This window comes from Hoeflea sp. YIM 152468 (assembly GCF_029210485.1).
Lineage (GTDB): Bacteria > Pseudomonadota > Alphaproteobacteria > Rhizobiales > Rhizobiaceae > Hoeflea.
Genome location: NZ_JARGET010000005.1, coordinates 203525 through 225485, shown reverse-complemented (window position 1 = coordinate 225485; position 21961 = coordinate 203525). Strand labels below are relative to the sequence as shown.

Genomic DNA, 21961 nt, shown 5'->3' with positions numbered 1-21961 from the left:
GTGAGGCAGTCATCATGTCATATAACAATACCGCAGTTGCCCCGGGGCAAAAGCCAGCGTCCGTCAACGCCGAGTCCGAAGTCCTTCGCGATCTCTATCTGGAATCATTGCAACTGGTCGAACGGCTTCACCGCCGCCTGCTGGATGTGGTCAAGGATGAATTCGACCGCGCCAACCGCACCGATATCAATGCCATCCAGGCGCTGCTTCTGTTCAACATCGGCAATTCGGAGTTGACGGCGGGCGAATTGAGAAGCCGCGGCTATTATCTTGGCTCCAATGTTTCCTACAATCTGAAGAAACTGGTGGACCTGGGCTACATCAATCACCAGCGCTCACGCGTCGATCGACGGGCGGTTCGCATCAGCCTGACCGAGCACGGCATCGAAATTGCCGAAACCGTGACAGCGCTTTACGACCGGCACATCAACTCGATTGCCAAGGTCGGCGGCATCGGCACCAGCGAGTTCGAGGAACTCAACAAGCTGATGCAGCGTCTGGACCGGTTCTGGAACGATCAGATCCAGTATCGTCTTTGATCGAGGCGATCCTGATCCAGGCTTTGAAACGGCGGGCGTCAGACCCGCCGTTTTGCTGTCCGCCACATCCGCGAGGATTTCGGTCTCACTTGTGCATCCGTGATTCGAGCGGACACCGGTTTCCATTGCGTCGAGGCCTGTGTGGCAATGCTTGCGCCGATGTGGTGAGCCGCCAATCGCCCGATTCTGCCGACTGCTAGTGCATGTCGCGCAAAAGTGTGCAGCGGTTTTGCGACAACGACATGCCTCAACAAAGAGCCTACAGCGCGTCACCGGAACCGGTTTGATGCGACGCGCTTAAGCGCCAGCGGTATTCCCCTGTCACTGAATTCCAGCCAACCATGAATTGGCCATATTGCCGTGAACACGGTATAAACAGCAACAAAGCTGACGGCTGAGGATGGGTCCATGAGATCCGCTCAATGTCTTGCGGTCACGCAAATGTGTCGCATGGGGCTTGGGGGATCGCTTTTGGTTCCCATTTTTTAACGTTAACAATGGTACTCAAGCCTACCGTTTTTAACGCCAGACTAGATGCATGGTGGATTTCGCATGACCAAGGCAACCGGATTAGACAAACTTTCGCGCCGCCGGCTGATGAGCGGCGCTGTTGCCATGGCCGCCGCAGCGGTGACCAGCGGTCCGGCATTAGCCCAGACCATGATCCAGGACATCATCAACTCGCCGCGGCGTGGAGCCTGGGATGACCAGTTTGATGCCAAGAGTTCGCGCTCTGTCGCCGAAACCGCCACCCGGCATCCCATTGTCAGCACCGATACGATCGCTTTTGTCGAACGCGCGATTTTCGACTACCAGAACCTCGTTGCGCGCGGCGGCTGGCCGTTCGTGCCGGCAACCAAGAAGCTGAAGATGGGGGTTTCCGAGCCTGAGGTTCGTATCCTGCGCCAGCGGTTGATGGCGTCTGGCGACCTCGATCAGAGCGCCGGGCTGTCCAATGCGTTTGATTCCTATGTCGACGGTGCCGTGAAGAAATTCCAGGCTCGTCACGGCCTTCCGCCGGATGGTGTGCTGGGCAGCTATTCCTATCAGGCCCTCAATGTGTCGGCGGATGTGCGTCTTGGCCAGCTCGAGACCAATCTGGTCCGGTTGCGGTCGATGTCGGGTTTCCTTGGTGACCGGTATGTCATGGTCAACATCCCCGCGGCCCAGATTGAGGCTGTGGAGAATGGCAGCGTGGTGCTGCGCCATACCGCGATCGTCGGCAAGATCGATCGCCAGACACCGATTCTCAATTCGAAGATTCACGAAATCATCCTCAATCCCTACTGGACCTCGCCGCGTTCGATCATCGAGAAGGATATCGTGCCGCTGATGCGCAAGGATCCGACCTATCTGACGCGCAACAACATCCGCCTGTTCGACAACAAGGGCGAGGAAGTGGCTCCGGAAACGATTGACTGGAATGCCGAGAAGGCGCCTGCTCTGATGTTCCGTCAGGACCCGGGCAAGGGCAACGCCATGTCCTCGACCAAGATCAATTTTCACAATCCCCACGCGGTCTACATGCATGACACGCCGCAGCAGGGTGTGTTCAACAAGCTGATGCGGTTTGAATCCTCAGGCTGTGTGCGGGTTCAGAATGTCCGCGACCTCAACACCTGGCTGCTCAGGGACACCCCGGGCTGGAATCGTCAGGCAATTGAAGCGACGATTGCGTCGCGCGAAAACAAGGTCATTGAACTGTCCACCCCGGTGCCGGTCTATTTCACCTATTTCTCCGCCTGGGCGTCGGAGGACGGCGTTGTCCAGTTCCGCGACGACGTCTATCAGCGTGATGGTGTCGAGGAACTGGCGTTGCGCTGAGCCCGCCTGCTCGAGCACGCCCTGATTTGAGAGCCGCTCCTTCAACTGCCCATTCCGGGCGGCTGAAGGAGCGGCTTTTTCATGGGCGCGCCGCAATGACGCAATCAGGCTGGCGGATGTTGCCCTTGTCGTGCGACAGGGTTAAACAGCCACCACCGGGCTGACATGAATTGCGGACCGGATTCGAACAGCTTTCCGGAGCGCTGCCAAGTCCATGCCGGCGCTCTGCCAGACCCTAGCCAGACAAGGAACCTGGAATATGTCCAACGCGACTTCTGCCGCCCTCTTCAATCGGCCTTTGGTTGAATCCGACCCGGACCTCTATGGTTCGATTCATAGCGAACTGGGTCGCCAGCGTCACGAAATCGAGTTGATCGCTTCGGAAAACATCGTCTCCCGCGCCGTGCTTGAAGCGCAAGGCTCGGTCATGACCAACAAATATGCCGAAGGCTATCCGGGCCGACGCTATTATGGCGGCTGTCACTTCGTCGATGTCGCCGAGAACCTGGCGATTGACCGGGTCAAGCAACTGTTCGACTGCGGGTTTGCCAATGTGCAGCCCAATTCCGGTTCGCAGGCCAATCAGGCGGTGCTTCTTGCCTTGGCAAAGCCCGGCGACACGCTTCTTGGGATGAGTCTCGACGCTGGCGGCCATCTCACGCACGGCGCCCGGCCCAATCTCTCCGGCAAATGGTTCAATGCGGTTCACTACGGTCTCGATCTGGCCACCGGTACGATCGATTACGATCAGGTGGAAGCACTCGCCCGCGAGCACAAGCCGCGCATCATTATTGCCGGCGGATCCGCCTATTCACGCCGCATCGACTTTGCCCGGTTCCGCGCCATTGCCGATGCCGTCGATGCCATTCTCTGGGTCGACATGGCCCATTTCGCCGGTCTTGTGGCCGGCGGCGCGCACCCGAGCCCGTTCCCGCATGCCCATGTCGCAACCTCGACGACCCACAAGACCTTGCGCGGCCCACGTGGCGGCCTGGTTCTGACCAATGACGAGGACATCGCCAAGAAGATCAATTCGGCGGTGTTCCCCGGTCTGCAAGGTGGTCCGCTGATGCACGTGATCGCCGCCAAGGCCGTCGCCTTCGGCGAGGCGCTGACGCCGGAATTCAAGACTTACAGCGCAAATGTTGTGCGCAACGCCGAAGCGCTTGCGGAAACCCTCGTCGCAGGTGGTCTTGAGATCGTGTCCGGCGGCACCGATACCCATCTGATGCTGGTTGATCTCAGACCCAAGAACCTGACCGGCAAGGCGTCGGAAGATGCGCTCGGACGCGCCTTCATCACCTGCAACAAGAACGGCGTCCCCAACGATCCGGAAAAACCCACGATCACCTCCGGCGTTCGCCTCGGCACTCCGGCGGGAACCACCCGTGGTTTCGGTCAGGCCGAATTCCGCGAAATCGGCGCCTTGATTCTCGAGGTGCTCGACGGCCTCAAGGCTGCCGGTTCGGACGACGGCAACGCCGAGGTCGAGGCCGCGGTGAAAGCCAAGGTCATGGCTCTGACAGACCGTTTCCCTCTCTATCCGCATCTCGGGTAGCCCGGCATGCGGTGTCCCTATTGCAGCTCTGAAGACAGCCAGGTGAAGGATTCGCGGCCGGCTGAAGACGGCGCCGCCATTCGCCGGCGGCGCGTATGTCCCGATTGCGGTGGCCGCTTCACCACCTTCGAACGGGTTCAGTTGCGTGATCTGCAGGTGCTCAAGAAAACCGGCAGGCGGGTTCCGTTCGATCGCGACAAGCTGGCAAAATCGTTCCAGATCGCGTTGCGCAAGCGTCCGGTCGATCCGGAGCGGATCGACCGCGCGGTCTCGGGCATCGTCCGTCGGCTTGAAAGTTCGGGAGAGACCGAGATTGCCACCGACGGGATCGGCCTGCTGGTGCTTGAGGCGCTCAAGGCGCTCGATGATGTCGGGTTCGTCCGCTATGCCTCTGTCTACCGGGATTTCTCCGGTCCAGAGGATTTCGAACGCACCATTGCCGAACTGACCGCACGGATTGCGGGCGACAGTTCGGTCGGAGATCTCTGAGACGATGGCCGTCAGCGCGCTTGACCGCAGGTTCATCGCGGCGGCAATCCGTCTGGCGCGCTGGCATCAAGGTCGCACCGGGTCCAACCCGTCCGTGGCGACCCTGATCGTCAACCGGATCGACGGGGTGCCTGTCATCGTCGGTCGCGGCATCACCGCCATCGGTGGTCGGCCCCACGCCGAGGCACAGGCGCTGGCTGAGGCGGGCGCGCTGGCGCGTGGCGCGACAGCCTATGTCACCCTTGAACCCTGTGCCCATCACGGACGCACGCCGCCTTGCGCCGAAGCGTTGGTCACCGCCGGCATCGCCCGTGTCGTCGCCGCTGCGACCGACCCGGATGAGCGTGTTTCAGGTCGCGGCTACGCCATCCTGCGCACTGCCGGGATCGAAGTGGAGACAGGCGTTCTGGCCCGCGAGGCGGAACGTGATCTTGCCGGCTACCTCACCCGCCGCATCAACAACCGTGTGCATGTGACTCTCAAGCTCGCAGTATCGTCCAATGGCAAGATCGGAAAGCGCGACGCCGGACAGGTGGCCATCACCGGGGAGATCACCCGGCGGCAGGTCCACGCCTTGCGCGCGCTGTCCGATGTCATCCTGATCGGTGTCGGCACCGCGATCAATGACGATCCGGAACTCACCTGCCGCCTTCCAGGGCTGGAAGACCGCTCGCCGGTCCGGCTGGTGCTTGACACCAATCTCAGACTGTCTGTTGGCTCCAGGCTTGCAGCCACAGCCCGCACTGTGCCGTTGTGGATTGCCACGGCTGCCTCGCAGGAGGATCCGCGTCGCGCGGCGCTGGCGGACTGTGGTGCCGAGTTCGTCGCATCTGATGCGCTCGATGGCCGTCTTGCGCTGCCCGAATTGCTGGAAGACCTGGCCGCACGCGGTCTGTCGACCGTTCTTGTCGAAGGCGGGGCCGGGATTGCCCGATCATTCCTCGCCGAGGATCTGGTTGACCGGATTGTTCTGCTGACCGGCGAGGGCGCCATTGCGGGAGAAGCGGTGGACGCGCCTGTGACCTGCGATTCCGTGCCGCCGTCTTTCCGGCACGTGGTATCCGTGAAATATGGTGCGGACCAATGCGACGAATACGAAAGGGTCTGAGACCATGTTTACCGGCATCATCACCGATATCGGCCGGGTGGCCACGCTGCGCCAGCGAGACCAAGGTATAGGCTTGCGCATCGAGACCGCCTGGGATCCGGCGACGATTGACATCGGCGCGTCGATAGCCTGCTCCGGTGTGTGTTTGACCGTGACCGCGCTTGCCGGGCCGGACGACCATTGCCGCTGGTTCGAAGTCGAGGCCTGGGAGGAAGCGTTACGGTTGACCACCATTGGCACGTGGAACGTGAGCACGCCGATCAATCTCGAGCGGTCCCTGAAGATCGGCGACGAACTTGGCGGACATATGGTCTCCGGTCATGTCGACGGTCTGGCCCGGATCATCTCGATCAGGGATGAGGGCGAAGCCCGCCGGTTTACATTGCGCGCGCCTGAGCCGCTGTCGCGGTTCATCGCGCCGAAGGGCTCCGTGGCGCTGGACGGAACCTCGCTGACCGTCAATGCCGTCAACGGTGCAGATTTCGATGTCCTGCTGATCCGGCACTCGCTCGAGGTCACCACCTGGGCCGCTCGGGCTGTTGGCGACAGGGTCAACCTTGAAGTGGACCAGATGGCGCGCTACGCTGCCCGCCTGGCCGAGACCGCGACGTCTTCTGGAGGCTGACCTGAGGCTGACCCATCTGTTCCGTCGCCTAACGCCGATAGGTCGATGCCGGGATGCCTGACACGCTGAACCGCGCCAGCACGTGAAGCCCGATAAGACCGAAGGCGTGCATCAGCCACAGCGGATCGTTGCGGGCCAGAAAAAATGTCTCAAGAAACGAGAGCAGGCCGACAAAGACAATGATCATGAAGAACATGTCGGCAAGCTTGCTGTTGCCCGAGATTCGTCGGGCGCGCGCGTAATCGAACACTGGCCCGACATACAACATCCAGAACACCACCGATCCGCCGACGAAGCCGAGATTGAGCAGCAAATCGAGGAAATTGTTGTGGCCATGGACGATGAACCGATAGTCCCATGCGGCTTCAAACGGCTTGTCCAGCCCGGTCACATTGGTGGTGCCCCAGAAATTGTAAAGCCCGTAGCCAAGCCAGGGTTTGTCCGGGATCTTCGACAGGCTGAATTCCCACAAGGCGGTCCGGCCGGTATAGGTCTCATCGCCCAGAAAATCGCCAATCAACAGGGAGATGTCCGGGCTGTAGAGTGAGCCGATGGTGACCCCGGCCACCAGAGCCATCGCAAGGACATAAGCCAGGATAGCCGCGCCGCTGCGCCCGAACAGGCCGGCCATGAACACAATCAGGATCGACAGCGGAAAGAACCCGCTGGTGGTTTTGGATCCGGTCTCGAAGACGAAAAGCGCGCCGGCGGCAAAAATGATCAAGCCGCCGAACCGGTGGCCTGTGCGCATCAGATAGAGGCCGAAAATGGCAATCACGCACATGACCGGCCCGGCAATGTTCTTGTGACTGAAATGTCCGCGCCACAGCCCGCTATGCTGCGGCTCATAGGCATCGTAGCCATGTTTCGCCAGATCCGGCAGCAGCACCAGGCCGCCATAGGAGAGGGCAAGTGCGGCCGCCGCCGCGATCATCAGCGCGATTTGAAAATCCTTCTCGCTGCGAGGCAGCACCAGGGTCGCAAAGGCGACAAACATGCCGATGAGCGTGAGGACGACGGCACGCAGCGTGGAATCGGGGTCCGGCGCCGTGGCCACGGCATAAGCCAGAACTGCGCCCAGGAGCAGGAAACCCGGCGATAACAGGCTGGCCAGCACCCGGCGGCGGGCCAGGCACATCATCGCCACGGCGAACACCAGCCCGGCAGCCAGAAAACCGACCTGATTGATCAGATTCCCGCCATCATCGCCCGTTTCGCTGACCAGGCTTGCACCGGCAAACGGGCGCAGTGAAATCAGCATCAGCGCCATTCCGAACGCCGACAGGACAATTGCAGACAGCCGCAAGAGACCCGGCGACAGGACACCTGGTCGGGCAAATTGCAGCGGTTCCTGCAAAGGTGACCACGTCCGGCGCCAGAGCTGGCCTGACACGTGGTGTGATGGATGACGCATTCGCTTGCCTGCACGAGAAGTCTGAGGCTTCAACCATCCGCACTTATAGTTAACCGAGCGTAAACTTCACGCTTTGGCGCTGCTGACGTTGCCACTTGCCGAACAGCTCTCGGTCCCGTTGTCGCCGATCTTGGCCGGAGCAGGCATGTCGGGACCAGCGTCGGGATCACCGAGGTGCTGCAGCGCTTCGGCGCCTTTGGGGCAAAGCCCATAGATGCCGGTCGCGACCCGTTCGAACCAGCCATAGTGATTGTCTGCCATCAGCGTTCTGGCCCGGTCGACGCCGCTCGTCTTGGCCACCAGGGCTGCCTTGGTCGGCCCGAGTTCAGAGAGAACCCGGGCGCAGCGCAGCGCGTCCTGACGATAGGCTGTCATCAGCCCCTGCCTTGTGGCGCCACCGGAATTGGGGTCGCCGGTGCGCCTGGCAAACTCCCGCAGAAGACGGCCCCTTTTCTTGATCGACTTGCGCGGCTTGTAGGGCAGGGGGTCGGCGTGCACCTCGACCAGCCCGTCTTTCAGCCGCACTGTCATCAAGCCGAGACCGAGTCGCCTGCACAGCGATGTGTTGGCCGCAATCGCCTTGTGGAAATGCCGTCCCGTTCCCCGTGGCACGGCGATGTAGACCGCATCGGTGATGGATTGGCGTTCGATGCCCTGATGAAACAGCGACAGCGAGAAGCCGGTTTTCAGTTCCACCACCACCGGCTCTTCGCCATCGCGGACAGCCACAATGTCGGCCGCGCCGATCTCGCCCTTGACCACGTAGCCCTGGCCTTCAAGCAGAGCTTTGACAGGTAGATAGAGATCTGTTTCCCGGGGTCTGGTCGCGCACATGGGTGTTTGCTTAGCGGAGTCGCGACATTGGCGCAAAGGCAAGACCTGACCCGGCCGCTGCGTGGCTTGCCCGCTGCATGGAAAAAGGACACTGAAGATCGGCACCAACATGGACAAAAGGCCGCTGCGATGCGCCGCCGGGCCCTTTTCTCTTGCCAAGCCGCGGACAAAGTGGTTTGACCGCGCTCTGATCCGACCCATTTTGTGCAGTTCTGTTTTGGAACCCTGCGACGCGTGGCAAAACGCCCGCAAAAAGGAAAACCGTCATGGCAAAGCCAAAGATCCCGCATTTGCTGATCGTCGAAGCGCGTTTTTATGACGATATGTCCGACGCCTTGCTGGACGGAGCCAAATCCGCGCTGGATGCAGGCGGTGCGACCTACGACGTCGTCACCGTGCCCGGCGCGCTTGAAATTCCGCCCGCCATTGCCTTTGCGCTGGATGCCATGGATGAGGGCGGCGCCGAGTATGATGGTTTCGTCGCACTCGGCGTGGTCATTCGCGGCGAGACCCACCATTTCGATATTGTCGCCAATGAATCGGCCCGCGGCCTGATGACCCTGTCAGTGTCTGAATCGCTGGCGCTGGGCAATGGTATCATGACCACCGAAAATGCCGAGCAGGCCTGGGAGCGGGTCAAGAAGGACCGGCTTGACAAGGGCGGGTTTGCGGCCCGGGCAGCGTTGACGATGATCGCGCTGAAAGACAGTCTGGCGGCTTGAACGTGAGCACAGAACAATCTCCCCCATCCTCCGCTCCGAAGCTTGAGATCAAGGCCGCCAATCAGCGTGGCGCCGCAAGGCTGGCCGCCGTTCAGGCGCTCTACCAGATGGATATTGGCGGCGCCGGTGTTCTCGAGGTGGTGGCCGAGTATGAGGCGCACCGGCTGGGCAACGAAATTGATGGCGAGCAGTACCGCCCCGCCGACGCGGCCTGGTTTCGTGCCGTCGTCTCGGGTGTTGTCGAGAACCAGCGCGAGCTTGATCCGGTCATTCGCGCCGGGCTGAACGAAGACTGGCCGCTGTCGCGGCTTGACGCGACCTTGCGCGCCATCCTCAGATCAGGGGCGTGGGAACTCAGTGCGAAAAAGGACGTCCCCGTTGCAGTTATCGTCAATGAATATGTTGATGTGGCGCGGGCGTTCTTCGACGGCGATGAGACAAAGATCGTCAATGCCGTGCTTGACCGTCTGGCGCGCAAATACCGCGGCGAGCCCAAGCCCGGCAAGGACTGAGATCAATGGCGTTTCTTGACCGGGTCGGATTGGCGGGAACGACGGATGCCGAGAACCTGGCGCGCCGCAATGCGCTGCTGCTGTCGGGCGCCCAGGCCTTTGGCGGCGCTGCCGCACCGATCGCCATTTCCATGGGTGGCCTTGCCGGATTTTATCTGCTTGGTGCAGACAAGTCCCTGGCCACCGCACCGGTGACCGGATTCAATCTCGGTGTCGCGGTCGGCGCATTGCCGGCCGCCTGGCTGATGCGCCAGATCGGACGCCGCCATGGCTTTCTGTCGGGGATGCTGATGACCGCGCTTGGCGGAATCATTGCAGCGATCGCCTTGTTTCGGCATGAGTTCTGGCTGTTTGCCTTTGGAATGGCCTTTATCGGTCTTGGCGGCTCGTTCGTTCAGCAATACCGCTTTGCAGCGGCCGATGGCTCGCCGACCAACTTCAAGGCGCAAGCGATTTCCTGGGTGCTCGCCGGAGGCGTGTTTGCCGCCATCATCGGCCCGCAGACGGTCATCTTCACCCGCGAGCTGTTCGATCCGGTGATGTTTGCCGGCTCCTTCGTAGCCCTGGTGCCGCTTGCGCTGATCACCATGGCGATTCTTTGGTTCCTGCGCATCCCCAATGACACCCGTCCCGGGGAGGCCGGGCACGACGAAACCCCGGCGCGTCCCCTGTGGGAGATCATCAGCCAGTCGCGCTTTGTCACGGCGATGATTTGCGGTGTCGGCTCCTACGCTTTGATGACCTTCATGATGACGGGCGCGCCGCTGGCAATGGTGGGCTGCGGCTTTTCCCCCGAACTCGCCACGCTGGGCATCCAGTGGCATGTGATGGCGATGTTCGCGCCCAGTTTCTTCACCGGCAAGCTGATTGCCCGGTTTGGCCGCGACACCATCACCGCCGCAGGCCTCGTCATCCTGCTTGTGTGCGCCATTGTCGCCCATTTGGGCATCGAGTTGTGGAATTTCTGGCTGGCTTTGGTGCTGCTTGGGGTTGGCTGGAATTTTGGCTTCATCGGCGCCACCACCATGGTGACCATGACCTATCGTTCGTCAGAGAAGAACAAGGTGCAGGGTTTCCATGATGTGACCCTGTTCGGCATCGTGGCCTTTTCCTCGCTGATGTCGGGCAAGGTTCTCAATGCCTGGGGATGGGATGCACTCAACAGCCTGTTCTGGCCTGTCGCACTGTTCTGCTTGCTGGCGCTGGGTATGCAGAATCTCTGGGAGCGCCGCCGCTCCCTGTGATCGAGCGGGGCCTGCACCAGACTGAGGACCGGATGGGCTTGGCCGGGAGGTGAAACCCGGCTGGTCACATACCGTTTCCCAAAGCTTAATTTCCCGGCGCGGGCAATAACACTATCTGCGCCCTTGACGTCGACCCACCCTTGTCGCAATCATCCGCCGCGATGCGGCAAGGTCCGGGCGGGTGGTCCGGATTGCTTCGTCGCGCATCTTATGGCCGGGGGGGAGATCATCTGATTCCGGCCAAATTGGAGGGATATCAGCATGACAATTCTATTTGCTGTGATCGCCTGCGGATTGCTGTCCATTGTTTACGCCGTCTGGGCGACCAAATCGGTGATGGCTGCCGATCAGGGCAATGCACGCATGCAGGAGATCGCAGGGTACATTCGTGAAGGTGCTCAGGCTTACCTGAACCGTCAATACACGACCATCGCCATCGTCGGTGTCGTCGTTGTGGTGGTAACATATCTGCTGCTTGGCGCGACCGCAGCGATCGGATTTCTGATTGGATCGGTTCTTTCGGGAGCCGCGGGTTATATCGGCATGCACGTGTCTGTGCGGGCCAATGTGCGCACGGCACAGGCGTCCGCAGTCAATCTTGCCAGCGGCCTCGACATCGCCTTCAAGGCGGGCGCCATCACCGGAATGCTGGTGGCCGGTCTGGCGCTGCTCGGCGTTGCGGTTTACTACTGGCTCCTCACCGGACCGATGGCGCTCGCCTCTGACAGCCGTCAGGTGATCGACGCGCTGGTCGCGCTCGGCTTTGGCGCATCGCTGATTTCGATCTTTGCGCGTCTCGGCGGCGGCATCTTCACCAAGGGTGCGGATGTTGGCGGCGACCTGGTAGGCAAGGTCGAAGCCGGTATCCCCGAAGATGACCCGCGCAACCCGGCTACCATTGCCGATAACGTTGGCGACAATGTCGGCGACTGCGCCGGTATGGCGGCCGACCTGTTCGAAACCTACGCGGTGACTGTGGTCGCCACCATGGTTCTCGCAGCTATCTTCTTCGGCGGCTCGGCTGTGCTCGAATCGGCGATGCTCTATCCGCTGGCCATTTGCGGCGTGTCGGTCATCACCTCGATTCTCGGTACCTTCTTCGTCAAGCTGGGCCAGAACGGCTCGATCATGGGCGCGCTCTACAAAGGTCTGGTCGTCACCGGGCTGCTGTCGATTGTCGGACTTGCCGGCGCCACCCAGCTGACCATTGGCTGGGGGGAAGTCGCCGTGATTGATGGCATGTCGATCACCGGTGCAGGCCTGTTCGCCTGTGGTGTGATCGGCCTGATCGTGACTGCGCTGATCGTGGTGATCACCGAATACTATACCGGAACCAACAAGCGTCCGGTCAACTCGATTGCGCAAGCCTCGGTCACCGGCCATGGCACCAACGTGATCCAGGGCCTGGCGATTTCGCTGGAATCCACCGCACTGCCTGCGATCGTGATCGTTGGCGGCATCATCTCGACTTACCAGCTCGCTGGTCTGTTCGGGACCGGCATCGCGGTGACCGCCATGCTCGGAATTGCCGGCATGATCGTCGCACTCGACGCGTTCGGTCCTGTCACAGACAACGCCGGCGGGATCGCTGAAATGGCGGGGCTTCCACCGGAAGTCCGTCAGGCAACCGATGCACTGGATGCGGTCGGCAACACCACCAAGGCGGTCACCAAGGGCTATGCCATCGGTTCGGCCGGCCTTGGAGCGCTGGTGCTGTTTGCGGCGTACTCCAACGACCTGAAGTTCTTTGCCGCCAAGGCAGATGCCGAAGGCTCGACGGAGTATCTCTACTTCAAGGATATGGGCGAGATCTCGTTCGATCTGTCCAATCCCTACGTGGTCGCAGGCCTGATCTTCGGCGGATTGATCCCCTACCTGTTCGGCGGCATTGCCATGACGGCGGTCGGTCGCGCAGCGGGGTCGATTGTCGAAGAAGTGCGCATGCAGTTCCGCAACAAGCCGGGCATCATGGCAGGCACCGAGAAGCCGGATTACGGCCGTGCCGTCGACATTCTGACCAAGGCTGCGATCCGCGAAATGATCGTGCCTTCCCTGCTGCCGGTTCTGGCGCCGCTGTTTGTCTATTTCGGCGTGCTTCTGATTTCCGGTTCCAAGGCGTCGGCCTTTGCCGCTCTTGGCGCCTCGCTTCTGGGCGTGATCGTCAATGGCCTGTTCGTGGCGATTTCGATGACCTCCGGCGGTGGTGCCTGGGACAACGCCAAGAAGTCCTTTGAAGACGGGTTCGTCGACAAGGACGGCGTCAAGCACGAGAAGGGCTCGGACGCCCACAAGGCATCCGTGACCGGTGACACTGTCGGCGATCCCTACAAGGATACAGCCGGCCCGGCGATCAACCCGGCCATCAAGATCACCAACATCGTGGCGCTTCTGCTGCTTGCGGTGCTCGCGCACTGATGCACGTCGCGTTCAAATGGGTTCATTTGGACGATAACGTACATGCAGGGATGCAAACAGATACAGCGCCGCGCATCCGTTTGGATGCGCGGCGCTGTATGCAGGCACGCAGGTTGCTCGCCTGAGAATGCAAACCCCGCGAAAAGCAGTTTTCGCAGGGTTTTTTGATGCGGTGTTTCAGGTGATGGAAAACCACTGGCGGCGGGGAGGGACGTGGAACGCCGGCGGGCGCATCCGGGCCTGACAATTCGTGTCTTGGGGGACGCCTGACACACGGGCGCCAATCGCTTCGGATTGACAGGGCGCCTCTGCGGCTAGCTGACACCGTGGAGCCGCAAAAGCGGCCCGGCATCTGCCGGGATCAGATCCATACAAACCAAACGCCGGGCAGGCCAGCAAGCGGGCTCTCCCCCGCGTGCTTCGATGTCACGTAAGACCCGGCAAGGATCAGATGGTGCGGGTCAGCTGCCGCCGCCCATGATCGCGCGGGAGACCGCATTTCGCGTGCTTTCCTCGCTGCCTGCGCCCGAGAGAACCTGAGCCAGGAAGGATTTGTCGACACCACCGGTCGGCGTCGTGCGGGAGATCATGTCGAACACCCTGCCGTCCTTGAGCGTGTAGTTGGCGATCTGCGAGACAGTCCCGTCCTCGGAAAAATACACCGCCAACACCGACTGATCGACCAGCTTCGGTTTCATGAACATCGCCCCGCGCACGCGCTTTTGGGAAACGTAATAGAAAACTTCGTTGTCGAATGTCGCAGTTGTCGACGGCGTGCCCAGTGAAAGCAGCACCTGCTCGCGGCTTGATCCCACAGGCGTCAGGTCGAGCGCGGTCTGATCGACAACATAGCCCTGATTGAACACTTCGCTGGTGGTGCAGCCGGTCAACACGATCGCAGAGACAACCGCAACTGCGGCACCGAGACGAAGATTCCGTCCGGTTGCCTTGAAAACTCTCATCGTCAACGACATCTCCTTTGGCACACAGGCAAATTGCTGCAGCCATTGCCTTTTGCGTTTCATTCGGTAAACCAGCTTCGGCAAGGATGCAACACGCCAGTCGATCGCAGTTGCGTTGATATCCATCGACATTGAAGGCATTTTCATGATCTGGAACCTGTTCAAGCGAAAAAAAGCCAATCAGGCTCTGGTCGAGAGACAATATTCCGAGATCACGCGCGGAGCGCGGACACCGGTGTTTTATGAAAGCATGGGTGTTCCAGACACGGTTATGGGCCGTTTCGAGTTGATTTCAATTCATATGGTGCTGTATTTGCGCCGGACAGCGTCGGGCGGTGCAGCCTCCAAAGGGATCGCCCAGGAGGTTGTCGATGCGTTTTTTGAGGATATCGATCATTCCATCCGCGAACTTGGCATCGGCGACATGGGCGTGCCCAAGCGGATGAAAAAACTTGCCCGGATGTTTTACGGCCGGGCGACATCCTATGGTCAGGCGCTTGAGTCTGGTGACAATGCCGGATTGATCGAGGCTTTGAAGCGCAATCTTTACCCCGGCCAGCCGGATTCCGCGCCGTCGGTGCAGAAGCTGGCGGACTGGATGATCGAGACTGCCGGGATGCTTGAGGATGTTCCCGAAGAGACGCTGGCTGCGGGACATATGACTTTTGCGAAAACGGACCCAACGGCGGTGATCAGATGACAATTCCAGGCGACAAGGCTTATGGCTTTCCGGTCAAGGTCAGCCATGTTTCGGCCAACCCCTTCATCGTGCGCATTTCCGCCAGCGCCGCAGAGCTGGCGCAACTGGCGGCCCAGTGGGGCGTACCTGAAGTGCAGACTTTTGCGGTCGAGGCAACGCTCGGTCGCTGGAAGCGTGAGGGTGTCCGGATCAAGGGACATGTCAGCGCGTCGATTGTCCAGGATTGTGTTGTTACGCTTGATCCGGTCAGTCAGCAGATTGAGGAGGACTTTGAAACAGTTTTCCTTCCGGAGAATTCCCGGCTGGCGGCCCGGGTGATGGATGGCAAGGGCGAGATTTTCCTTGATCCCGAAGGGCCGGATGCTCCGGAGATGTTTGAAGGAGATTCGATAGACGTCGGTGCCGTCGCGGCCGAATTTGCCGCGCTTGCCATTGATTCCTATCCGCGAAAGCCAGGTCTGGAATTCCACGATCGAATTGAAAGCGACCCGACCACAGACAAGAAGCCATCGCCTTTTGCGGTGTTGCAGGGCTTGAAGCGTGATGATTCCGACACCTAGCGGCACAGCCACAGATAAAGCGGTTGTGCGCAGGGTGAAAACGGGTATTTTCTGCCCACAAATCGGGCCTGTAGAGCCGGATAAAAAGAAGGAACGGGCGTGATCAGAATATCGATCGATTTGATGGGGGGCGATCACGGGCCGAACGTGATCGTGCCGGGCGTGGCCAGGGCGCTGGAACGACACCCGGACATCCGCTTCACTCTTTTTGGCCTCGAAGCCGAGTGCCGTCCCATCCTCGAGAAATTCCCGGCGCTCCGCCAGGCCTCGACGTTCGTGCCCTGCGAAGTTGCCGTCAGCATGGATGACAAGCCGAGCCAGGCGCTGCGTCGCGGCCGTAACCGGTCATCGATGTGGCGCGCCATCGATGCGGTCAAGACCGATGATGCCGATGTCTGCGTCTCGGCGGGGAATACCGGTGCGCTGATGGCGATGTCGAAATTCTGCCTGCGCACCATGGCCAACATCGACCGGCCGGCCATTGCCGCGATCTGGCCGACGCTGCGGGGCGAGAGCATTGTTCTTGATGTCGGCGCAACCATCGGGGCGGATGCCCAGCAGCTGATTGATTTCACGGTGATGGGTGCGGCGATGGCGCGGGCGCTGTTTGAGACAGACAAGCCGACCGTGGGGCTGCTCAATATCGGTGTTGAGGAGGTCAAGGGGCAGGAAGAAATCAAGGTTGCTGGCCGCCTGATCCGCGAAGCGGCGATGCCGAGCTTTGACTATTACGGCTTTGTCGAAGGCGACGACATTGGCAAGGGAACCGTCGATGTTGTGGTGACCGAAGGCTTTGCCGGCAACATAGCGCTCAAGACCGCCGAAGGCACCGCACGCCAGATCGCCGGATATTTGCGTGCGGCGATGTCCCGGACCCTGATGGCCCGCATCGGATATTTTTTCGCCAGAAGCGCCTTTGATCTGCTGCGCGAGAAAATGGATCCGGGCAAGGTCAATGGCGGCGTGTTTCTGGGTCTGAATGGAATTGTCATCAAAAGCCACGGCGGCGCCGATGTGGATGGCTTTGCCGCCGCGGTAGATGTCGGCTATGATATGGTCCGCAATGGCCTGAAATCCAAAATCGAGCATGATCTCGTACTCTATCACACCCGCCGGTCCGCGCTTGCTGCGCCGGATGACGGCGGGACTTCCAATTAGGATGCCAGAATGATCCGTTCCGTCGTACGTGGTTTCGGGGCTCACCTCCCTGAACGCATCATGAAAAACCGTGATCTGGAGGGTGTCGTTGAGACCAGCGACGAGTGGATCGTGCAGCGCACCGGAATTCGTCAGCGTCATATTGCCGGCGAGGGCGAAACCACCGCTTCGCTCGGCGAGAAGGCGGCCCGGGCGGCCCTCGACCGCGCCAACATGACGCCGGCCGATATCGACCTGATCATTTGCGCGACCTCAACGCCCGACAACACGTTTCCCGCAACTGCGGTCAACATTCAGAACCGGCTTGGCATGCATCATGGCGCGGCGTTTGATCTGCAAGCGGTATGTTCCGGCTTCGTCTTCGCCGTCACAACTGCCGACAGCTACATCAAGTCGGGCCTCGCGCGGCGGGTTCTGGTCATCGGCGCGGAAACATTTTCGCGTATTCTCGACTGGAACGACCGGACCACCTGCGTTCTGTTTGGCGACGGCGCCGGAGCGATCGTGCTGGAAGCTGCCGAAGGTGAGGGGACCAATGCGGATCGTGGCATTTTGACCGCGCATTTGCGCTCGGACGGCGCCCATCGGGAAAAGCTTTATGTCGACGGCGGCCCATCGACCACCGGAACCGTCGGCCATCTGCGCATGCAGGGCCGGGAAGTCTTCAAACATGCTGTGGGAATGATCACCGATGTGATCGAGGCCGCCTATGCGGCAACCGGCCTGGGCTCAAAGGACATCGACTGGTTCGTTCCCCACCAGGCCAACCGCCGGATCATTGATGCTTCGGCGCGCAAGCTCGGCATTGACGAAGCCAAGGTGGTGATCACGGTTGACCATCACGGCAACACATCCGCAGCTTCCATTCCGCTGGCGCTGGCGGAGGCGGCGACCGATGGCAGGATCAAACAGGGTGATCTTGTCCTGCTCGAGGCCATGGGCGGCGGCTTTACCTGGGGTTCGGTCATGCTTCGCTGGTAGCTGCACAAATCCACGACGTTTGGTCGGGCTTTGAGAGTGAATTCATGCGGATCAAGCGGCGGCTCAAGGGAATGTCAGTACATGTGCCGGAGTTACTTGACCTTAAGCCGCATGATCCATAAAGTTGTCAAACTGCATCCACGGGCGGCGGGGAAGCTGACCAGTTTGGTTGGAATTAATGAGTGGTAAAACAATCACAAGAGCTGATCTTGCTGAGGCGGTTTTCCGCAAAGTAGGTCTTTCTCGAACTGAATCTGCAGAACTTGTCGAAATGGTCATTGATGAGGTGTGCTGTGCCATTGTTCGCGGTGACAGTGTCAAGCTTTCCTCATTCGCCACGTTTCAGGTGCGCGACAAGAAGGAACGGATTGGCCGCAACCCCAAAACCGGGGAAGAAGTTCCGATCAGCCCGCGTCGGGTGATGACCTTCAAGGCCTCCAACGTTCTCAAGAATCGGGTTCTCAAAGGTCATTTGGCCCGCAAGACCAAAACCAAGCCTTAGTTCATGTCGCGTTCAAACCAATCCATTTGAACGCTAACCTGCACGCATTCATTCAAACAGATCCAGCGCCTTCGCGCATCCGAGTGCAAAACCTGGATGCGGGGTTCTGCCGGTGATCGGGGTCTGGAGGCGGCGGCAAAAGCCGGCGATACAGACCGATCACGACAGCGGACTGCACTGGTGCTTGATATCTGGGCTGTAAATCGTTGAAATGGTGCAACAAGCCGGGCGTGGACATCGATTCGTTTCAGATGTAGGCAAAATGCTCCTGCCTGCGGATTGCAGGGGGGCTGCACCATCGGGTGCGGCGGCGCCACTCGGGCATTCCGGTCATGCCCTGGCGCTCCAGACAACGGAGTGGCACAATGGACAAGAGCCCCGACGCGTTTCGGACAATATCCGAAGTCGCCGAAGACCTCGACCTTCCCCAGCATGTGCTGCGGTTTTGGGAAACCAGGTTCAGCCAGATCAAGCCGATGAAGCGCGGCGGTGGCCGGCGCTATTACCGGCCCGACGATGTCGATCTGCTCAAGGGAATTCGCAACCTGCTCTATGATCAAGGCTATACGATCAAGGGGGTGCAGAAACTTCTCAAGCAGAACGGCAACAAATTCGTCATCGCCATCGGATCCGGTGATCTGGCAGCCGTCGAAGCCCTTTCCGCAGCCATGGCCGATGAGAAGCGACCGCCCGCCGTGCCAGCGCCTGCCACAGACGACGACCAGTTGGTCGGCAAGCCGCGATTGCCGGCCACCCGCCGGTTTTTCAACCTCGGCGGCGAGTCCGGCAAGAACGAGCCGGAGACACAGGAGGCTGGCTCGACGGCCGGAGCCGCCGGATTGGGGCGTGACGACCGCGCCTTGCTGCAGGAAGCGCTGTATGATCTGCTGGAATGCAAGCGCCTGCTTGACCAGGTGCGATAAAGTTCAATTTAGCAGATTGTCATACAGGTGCCGCGCTTCATCCAGCGCGGCTTCAAGATGGGTTTCGACGTCCTCAAGGCCATTCGAACAGGCCAGGCAAAGAGCCATTTCGAGTTGCATGATGACCATGGCGAGACGCTCACGTTCATCCTGCGTCGCCAATGTGACGACCTGTTGAACGCCGGGTGATGAGAGACGCGATGTCATGAACGGGCCGTGAACCCCTCGAAATAAGACCTCAGATCGTCGCGCGAGAACCGCTTCTCGATGTCCTCGGGCGTCATCGTATCAGCTCCAAACCAGGGAAATAACCGGTCGTCGAAGCTTTCCGTCAGGAAATCGATGAAACCTCGGTGGCGGTTGCTCTTGGCAACTTCAGGGTGAGTGGCAAGCCAGATCTCGACCCGGAAATCAAACCCGAGATCGATATGCTCGACATCGCCGCCGATGGCCCTGGCATAGTTCGGCATCAAGCCGATGCCGGCGCCCTTGGCGACAGCCCAGTAGTGAGCAGACGAGAAATTGGTTTTGATCCGCACCATGCGATCGGCAATCTTGGGGCCGAATATCTTGTCGAGCTCATAGCCGCGCAACTGATCGGTCTGCTGTTCGACAACTCGGTGGTTGACCATATCGGCGACACTCTTGGGGCGGCCGAACTCCTCGAGGTAGCTGGTGCTGGCGAAAGGAACGAGGTGCAGGTAGCCGAGCCGTTTGACCTTCAGTTCCGGCCGGTTCGGCATTTCCAGCTGCACCGAAATATCGGCCTCCATGCGCAGCACATCGACGGAGCGCATGGCGCATTGCAGTTCGATGCGGTTCTGGGCTCCGGTTTCATTCATGTAATCAACAATGCGCGGTGTCAGCCAGAAGCTGCCCAGGCCTTCGGTGATGGCCAGACGGATCGGCCCGCTGGCTTCGCGTTCCGCCATGGCTGCGACGCGCCACATGTCCGAGACGGAACTCTCGACATCGCGTGCGGCACGCACCACCCGCCGGCCTTCATCGGTCAGTCGGACACCTTCGGATTCGCGGAAAAGCAACAAGTATCCCAGTTGATCTTCGAGCCGGGAGATGGTGCGCCGTGCCGTATTGACCGACATGCCAAGCTCGTCCGATGCCTTGCGAAAGCTACATAGCCTCGCGACAGCGAGAAATACCCGGATGCAGTTCCAATCGGCATTGCGCCATTGGTGTTCCATGGAAGGAACTCTCTGTTACTCGATTAGCCAAAGTCAAAACTGAACAACTTGGTTAGTCTCCCCTAGATGTTAGGGGACTTTGACCATGTCAGCTACACCACAAAATAGTTTTTCGCCGGAGAATGCAAGCATATTGACCGTCGAGGCGGCCCTGGAAGCCGAGCGGATGAACAGGGCAGCGGCGATGGTGACGGTGACCAATCGGCTGGACCGGTCTGAGGTTGTACGGCTTCTTGAGGCGGCGGGCAGGGTTATCGGCCAACTGGCCGCGTCGGACACGGTTGTTCGTGTGGCCGAGAAAAACCCGGACGCGGTCTGGCTGTTTTCGCGGCGCGGCAAGTCTCACCCCGAGGGTTTCATGGCCGCACTTTTGCTCAATAAATCAGGGCGTTCTGCCCTTCTCGAGGGAGAGCTCGACCTGCTTGACCCGCAAGACCAGTATCTGGTTCGTCAGCACGAGCGGCCCGCCGCGATCTATGTCTGGGCTAGTTTCACACCGGGCATTCTGGCTGCGGGGATCAACCGCGTCATGGACCGGTTCGATTCGCCCCATTACGCCGGGGCTGATGTCATTTCCACATCATTTACCCTCCAGGGCCATCGGGCCATGGTGCGGCGCGGTTTCGAACACGGTGTCTGGCACGATGGCCGGTTTCTGGAGCAATTCTACATGATACCGCGGCAGCCATGCACGCTCGCCGCGCGTCTGCCGCTGTACGCCACGCATGACAGGCTGCTGCGTCCCACCGGTGTCCGTGTGGTGACCGGGTTCGAAGACATGATGCGGGTCGCCGCTGTGCGGTCGGCTGTCTACATCGGCGAACAGGCTTGCCCTTATGACGAGGAGTTCGACGGCAATGATTTTGCCGCCACTCATTTGCTGGCCCTGGTCGACAATGAGCCGGCAGGGTGCATGCGGCTGAGGTTTTTTGGCGAGTTCGCCAAACTGGAGCGCCTTGCCGTGCGCAAGGAGTTCCGGACCTCCCGGACGGCGTTTGATCTCGTGCGAGCCAGTGTGGCCCTGTGCAAGGAGAAAGGCTTCCGGCGCATCTACGGCCATGCCCGGGAAGACTATCTCCATTTCTGGCAACATTTCGGCTTTCAGTTGAAGGAGAACGGTGCGCCATTTTCGTTTTCAGATCATGTCTTTGTCGAGATGATGGACGACATCGAACCCTCACCGAGCGCGTTATCTGTAAATGATGATCCTTACCGGCTCATTCGTCCCGAAGGCCAGTGGCATGTTCGCGGCCCGCTTGAGCTGTCGGCGGCCCGGCAGCCGCGCAGTCATAACCCACAATTGTAAGAACAATCAGTCATGCTTTCATCTGACGCCACCTCCTACGCCTTGATCATTCGGACGCTTGTGACCTGCCGGGAGGAGGCCGAGCGGCTCAACCTCCGCGATCTCAGCAATCTTATCAACATGGCGGTATGGCAAACCGCGCTGGATTGGGAAGGGCAGGAGCCCTCGAAAGCAGCGGAGACGAGCCTCGACGCGTTGCTGCGGCTTAAGTTGAAACTCGCATTCTCGGAACGGAGCGACAATGTCGTCCTTCTGAACTCGAAAACCGCCGGGGAAGCCTAACGACCAGCGGTTTGCCGGGCGGGCGCAGGGTTGACGCCACCGTACGCGGCGCGCCTGCCCGGTTCTACAAGCCTTTCTCCCGCACCGATGCGTCCTCAAAC

The 21961-nt window shown here is 60.2% G+C and carries 23 protein-coding genes; 18 read left to right on the top strand and 5 right to left on the bottom strand.

The features are described 5' to 3' along the window. Positions 1 to 14: 14 nt before the first annotated feature. The 6 genes from PZ897_RS03110 (at position 15) to PZ897_RS03085 (ending at position 6143) form a co-directional block, all read left to right on the top strand. Entirely contained in the window at positions 15 to 539 is a 525-nt protein-coding gene (locus PZ897_RS03110) for a MarR family winged helix-turn-helix transcriptional regulator (protein WP_275749887.1), read from the top strand. 552 nt (positions 540 to 1091) lie between these two features. Then, positions 1092 to 2363, top strand: a complete 1272-nt coding sequence (locus PZ897_RS03105) for a L,D-transpeptidase family protein (RefSeq protein ID WP_275749885.1) — start codon at positions 1092 to 1094, stop codon at positions 2361 to 2363. A gap of 259 nt (positions 2364 to 2622) precedes the next feature. Continuing rightward, positions 2623 to 3921: a serine hydroxymethyltransferase gene (gene glyA, locus PZ897_RS03100; protein ID WP_275749884.1), complete on the top strand. Its 1299-nt coding sequence runs from the start codon at positions 2623 to 2625 to the stop codon at positions 3919 to 3921. Between the two features lie 6 nt (positions 3922 to 3927). Next, positions 3928 to 4410, top strand: a complete 483-nt coding sequence (gene nrdR, locus PZ897_RS03095) for a transcriptional regulator NrdR (RefSeq protein ID WP_275749882.1) — start codon at positions 3928 to 3930, stop codon at positions 4408 to 4410. A 4-nt stretch (positions 4411 to 4414) separates the two neighbouring features. Continuing rightward, complete coding sequence (gene ribD, locus PZ897_RS03090; RefSeq protein WP_275749879.1) at positions 4415 to 5518, top strand: bifunctional diaminohydroxyphosphoribosylaminopyrimidine deaminase/5-amino-6-(5-phosphoribosylamino)uracil reductase RibD; 1104 nt, start codon at positions 4415 to 4417, stop codon at positions 5516 to 5518. A 4-nt stretch (positions 5519 to 5522) separates the two neighbouring features. Then, positions 5523 to 6143: a riboflavin synthase gene (locus PZ897_RS03085; RefSeq protein WP_275749878.1), complete on the top strand. Its 621-nt coding sequence runs from the start codon at positions 5523 to 5525 to the stop codon at positions 6141 to 6143. A gap of 28 nt (positions 6144 to 6171) precedes the next feature. Here the strand turns inward: PZ897_RS03085 and PZ897_RS03080 are convergent, their stop codons facing one another. Then, entirely contained in the window at positions 6172 to 7557 is a 1386-nt protein-coding gene (locus tag PZ897_RS03080; RefSeq protein ID WP_275749876.1) for an O-antigen ligase, read from the bottom strand. A gap of 66 nt (positions 7558 to 7623) precedes the next feature. Further along, the gene (locus PZ897_RS03075; RefSeq protein WP_275749874.1) at positions 7624 to 8391 is read right to left on the bottom strand and encodes a DUF2161 family putative PD-(D/E)XK-type phosphodiesterase; all 768 of its coding nucleotides are present in this window, start codon (positions 8389 to 8391) and stop codon (positions 7624 to 7626) included. A gap of 266 nt (positions 8392 to 8657) precedes the next feature. Between PZ897_RS03075 and ribH the strand changes: the two genes are divergently transcribed. The 4 genes from ribH to PZ897_RS03055 all read left to right on the top strand — a co-directional run bounded on the left by ribH (position 8658) and on the right by PZ897_RS03055 (position 13284). Beyond that, a complete protein-coding gene (gene ribH, locus PZ897_RS03070) occupies positions 8658 to 9113 on the top strand; it encodes a 6,7-dimethyl-8-ribityllumazine synthase (RefSeq protein WP_275749872.1) in 456 nt (151 codons plus the stop codon). Between the two features lie 2 nt (positions 9114 to 9115). Then, positions 9116 to 9625, top strand: coding sequence for a transcription antitermination factor NusB (gene nusB, locus PZ897_RS03065; protein WP_275749870.1), 510 nt, complete (start codon positions 9116 to 9118; stop codon positions 9623 to 9625). A 5-nt stretch (positions 9626 to 9630) separates the two neighbouring features. Continuing rightward, complete coding sequence (locus PZ897_RS03060; protein WP_275749868.1) at positions 9631 to 10869, top strand: MFS transporter; 1239 nt, start codon at positions 9631 to 9633, stop codon at positions 10867 to 10869. A 261-nt stretch (positions 10870 to 11130) separates the two neighbouring features. Beyond that, positions 11131 to 13284 carry a sodium-translocating pyrophosphatase gene (locus PZ897_RS03055; RefSeq protein ID WP_275749866.1) on the top strand — a complete coding sequence of 718 codons (2154 nt, stop codon included), beginning with the start codon at positions 11131 to 11133 and terminating at the stop codon, positions 13282 to 13284. A 461-nt stretch (positions 13285 to 13745) separates the two neighbouring features. Here the strand turns inward: PZ897_RS03055 and PZ897_RS03050 are convergent, their stop codons facing one another. Further along, positions 13746 to 14258 (bottom strand): outer membrane protein assembly factor BamE, encoded by a 513-nt coding sequence (locus PZ897_RS03050; protein WP_275750133.1) that lies wholly within the window; start codon positions 14256 to 14258, stop codon positions 13746 to 13748. Positions 14259 to 14391: 133 nt separating this feature from the next. Between PZ897_RS03050 and PZ897_RS03045 the strand changes: the two genes are divergently transcribed. The 6 genes from PZ897_RS03045 to PZ897_RS03020 all read left to right on the top strand — a co-directional run bounded on the left by PZ897_RS03045 (position 14392) and on the right by PZ897_RS03020 (position 19070). Beyond that, positions 14392 to 14946, top strand: coding sequence for a ubiquinol-cytochrome C chaperone family protein (locus PZ897_RS03045; protein WP_275749864.1), 555 nt, complete (start codon positions 14392 to 14394; stop codon positions 14944 to 14946). Beyond that, a complete protein-coding gene (locus tag PZ897_RS03040) occupies positions 14943 to 15506 on the top strand; it encodes a YceD family protein (protein WP_275749862.1) in 564 nt (187 codons plus the stop codon). The genes PZ897_RS03045 and PZ897_RS03040 overlap by 4 nt, the downstream gene beginning before the upstream one ends. Before the next feature lie 99 nt (positions 15507 to 15605). Then, a complete protein-coding gene (plsX, locus tag PZ897_RS03035; RefSeq protein ID WP_275749860.1) occupies positions 15606 to 16664 on the top strand; it encodes a phosphate acyltransferase PlsX in 1059 nt (352 codons plus the stop codon). A gap of 9 nt (positions 16665 to 16673) precedes the next feature. After that, a complete protein-coding gene (locus PZ897_RS03030; RefSeq protein ID WP_275749859.1) occupies positions 16674 to 17645 on the top strand; it encodes a beta-ketoacyl-ACP synthase III in 972 nt (323 codons plus the stop codon). A gap of 178 nt (positions 17646 to 17823) precedes the next feature. Beyond that, positions 17824 to 18147, top strand: a complete 324-nt coding sequence (locus tag PZ897_RS03025; RefSeq protein ID WP_275749858.1) for an integration host factor subunit alpha — start codon at positions 17824 to 17826, stop codon at positions 18145 to 18147. Positions 18148 to 18512: 365 nt separating this feature from the next. Beyond that, a complete protein-coding gene (locus PZ897_RS03020; RefSeq protein WP_275749856.1) occupies positions 18513 to 19070 on the top strand; it encodes a MerR family transcriptional regulator in 558 nt (185 codons plus the stop codon). Positions 19071 to 19073: 3 nt separating this feature from the next. Here the strand turns inward: PZ897_RS03020 and PZ897_RS03015 are convergent, their stop codons facing one another. Beyond that, positions 19074 to 19277: a hypothetical protein gene (locus tag PZ897_RS03015; protein ID WP_275749854.1), complete on the bottom strand. Its 204-nt coding sequence runs from the start codon at positions 19275 to 19277 to the stop codon at positions 19074 to 19076. Beyond that, entirely contained in the window at positions 19274 to 20272 is a 999-nt protein-coding gene (locus tag PZ897_RS03010; RefSeq protein WP_275749852.1) for a LysR family transcriptional regulator, read from the bottom strand. Before PZ897_RS03010 ends, PZ897_RS03015 begins: the two co-directional genes overlap by 4 nt. A gap of 85 nt (positions 20273 to 20357) precedes the next feature. On the opposite strand from PZ897_RS03010, the gene PZ897_RS03005 reads away from it, so the two are divergent. Together PZ897_RS03005 and PZ897_RS03000 are read left to right on the top strand one after the other, a co-directional pair. Next, entirely contained in the window at positions 20358 to 21578 is a 1221-nt protein-coding gene (locus tag PZ897_RS03005; protein ID WP_275749850.1) for a GNAT family N-acetyltransferase, read from the top strand. 12 nt (positions 21579 to 21590) lie between these two features. Further along, positions 21591 to 21860 (top strand): hypothetical protein, encoded by a 270-nt coding sequence (locus PZ897_RS03000; protein ID WP_275749848.1) that lies wholly within the window; start codon positions 21591 to 21593, stop codon positions 21858 to 21860. Positions 21861 to 21961: the final 101 nt, after the last annotated feature.

Coding starts and splice junctions, on each gene's coding strand:
- PZ897_RS03055 (WP_275749866.1), top strand. CDS start 11,131: ATGACAATTCTATTTGCTGTGATCGCCTGCGGATTGCTGTCCATTGTT.
- ribH (WP_275749872.1), top strand. CDS start 8,658: ATGGCAAAGCCAAAGATCCCGCATTTGCTGATCGTCGAAGCGCGTTTT.
- PZ897_RS03075 (WP_275749874.1), bottom strand. CDS start 8,391: ATGTGCGCGACCAGACCCCGGGAAACAGATCTCTATCTACCTGTCAAA.
- PZ897_RS03010 (WP_275749852.1), bottom strand. CDS start 20,272: ATGGAACACCAATGGCGCAATGCCGATTGGAACTGCATCCGGGTATTT.
- PZ897_RS03060 (WP_275749868.1), top strand. CDS start 9,631: ATGGCGTTTCTTGACCGGGTCGGATTGGCGGGAACGACGGATGCCGAG.
- PZ897_RS03025 (WP_275749858.1), top strand. CDS start 17,824: ATGAGTGGTAAAACAATCACAAGAGCTGATCTTGCTGAGGCGGTTTTC.
- PZ897_RS03085 (WP_275749878.1), top strand. CDS start 5,523: ATGTTTACCGGCATCATCACCGATATCGGCCGGGTGGCCACGCTGCGC.
- PZ897_RS03000 (WP_275749848.1), top strand. CDS start 21,591: ATGCTTTCATCTGACGCCACCTCCTACGCCTTGATCATTCGGACGCTT.
- PZ897_RS03040 (WP_275749862.1), top strand. CDS start 14,943: ATGACAATTCCAGGCGACAAGGCTTATGGCTTTCCGGTCAAGGTCAGC.
- PZ897_RS03015 (WP_275749854.1), bottom strand. CDS start 19,277: ATGACATCGCGTCTCTCATCACCCGGCGTTCAACAGGTCGTCACATTG.
- PZ897_RS03110 (WP_275749887.1), top strand. CDS start 15: ATGTCATATAACAATACCGCAGTTGCCCCGGGGCAAAAGCCAGCGTCC.
- PZ897_RS03080 (WP_275749876.1), bottom strand. CDS start 7,557: ATGCGTCATCCATCACACCACGTGTCAGGCCAGCTCTGGCGCCGGACG.
- ribD (WP_275749879.1), top strand. CDS start 4,415: ATGGCCGTCAGCGCGCTTGACCGCAGGTTCATCGCGGCGGCAATCCGT.
- PZ897_RS03045 (WP_275749864.1), top strand. CDS start 14,392: ATGATCTGGAACCTGTTCAAGCGAAAAAAAGCCAATCAGGCTCTGGTC.
- PZ897_RS03030 (WP_275749859.1), top strand. CDS start 16,674: ATGATCCGTTCCGTCGTACGTGGTTTCGGGGCTCACCTCCCTGAACGC.
- PZ897_RS03105 (WP_275749885.1), top strand. CDS start 1,092: ATGACCAAGGCAACCGGATTAGACAAACTTTCGCGCCGCCGGCTGATG.
- PZ897_RS03005 (WP_275749850.1), top strand. CDS start 20,358: ATGTCAGCTACACCACAAAATAGTTTTTCGCCGGAGAATGCAAGCATA.
- PZ897_RS03050 (WP_275750133.1), bottom strand. CDS start 14,258: ATGTCGTTGACGATGAGAGTTTTCAAGGCAACCGGACGGAATCTTCGT.
- nrdR (WP_275749882.1), top strand. CDS start 3,928: ATGCGGTGTCCCTATTGCAGCTCTGAAGACAGCCAGGTGAAGGATTCG.
- glyA (WP_275749884.1), top strand. CDS start 2,623: ATGTCCAACGCGACTTCTGCCGCCCTCTTCAATCGGCCTTTGGTTGAA.
- PZ897_RS03020 (WP_275749856.1), top strand. CDS start 18,513: ATGGACAAGAGCCCCGACGCGTTTCGGACAATATCCGAAGTCGCCGAA.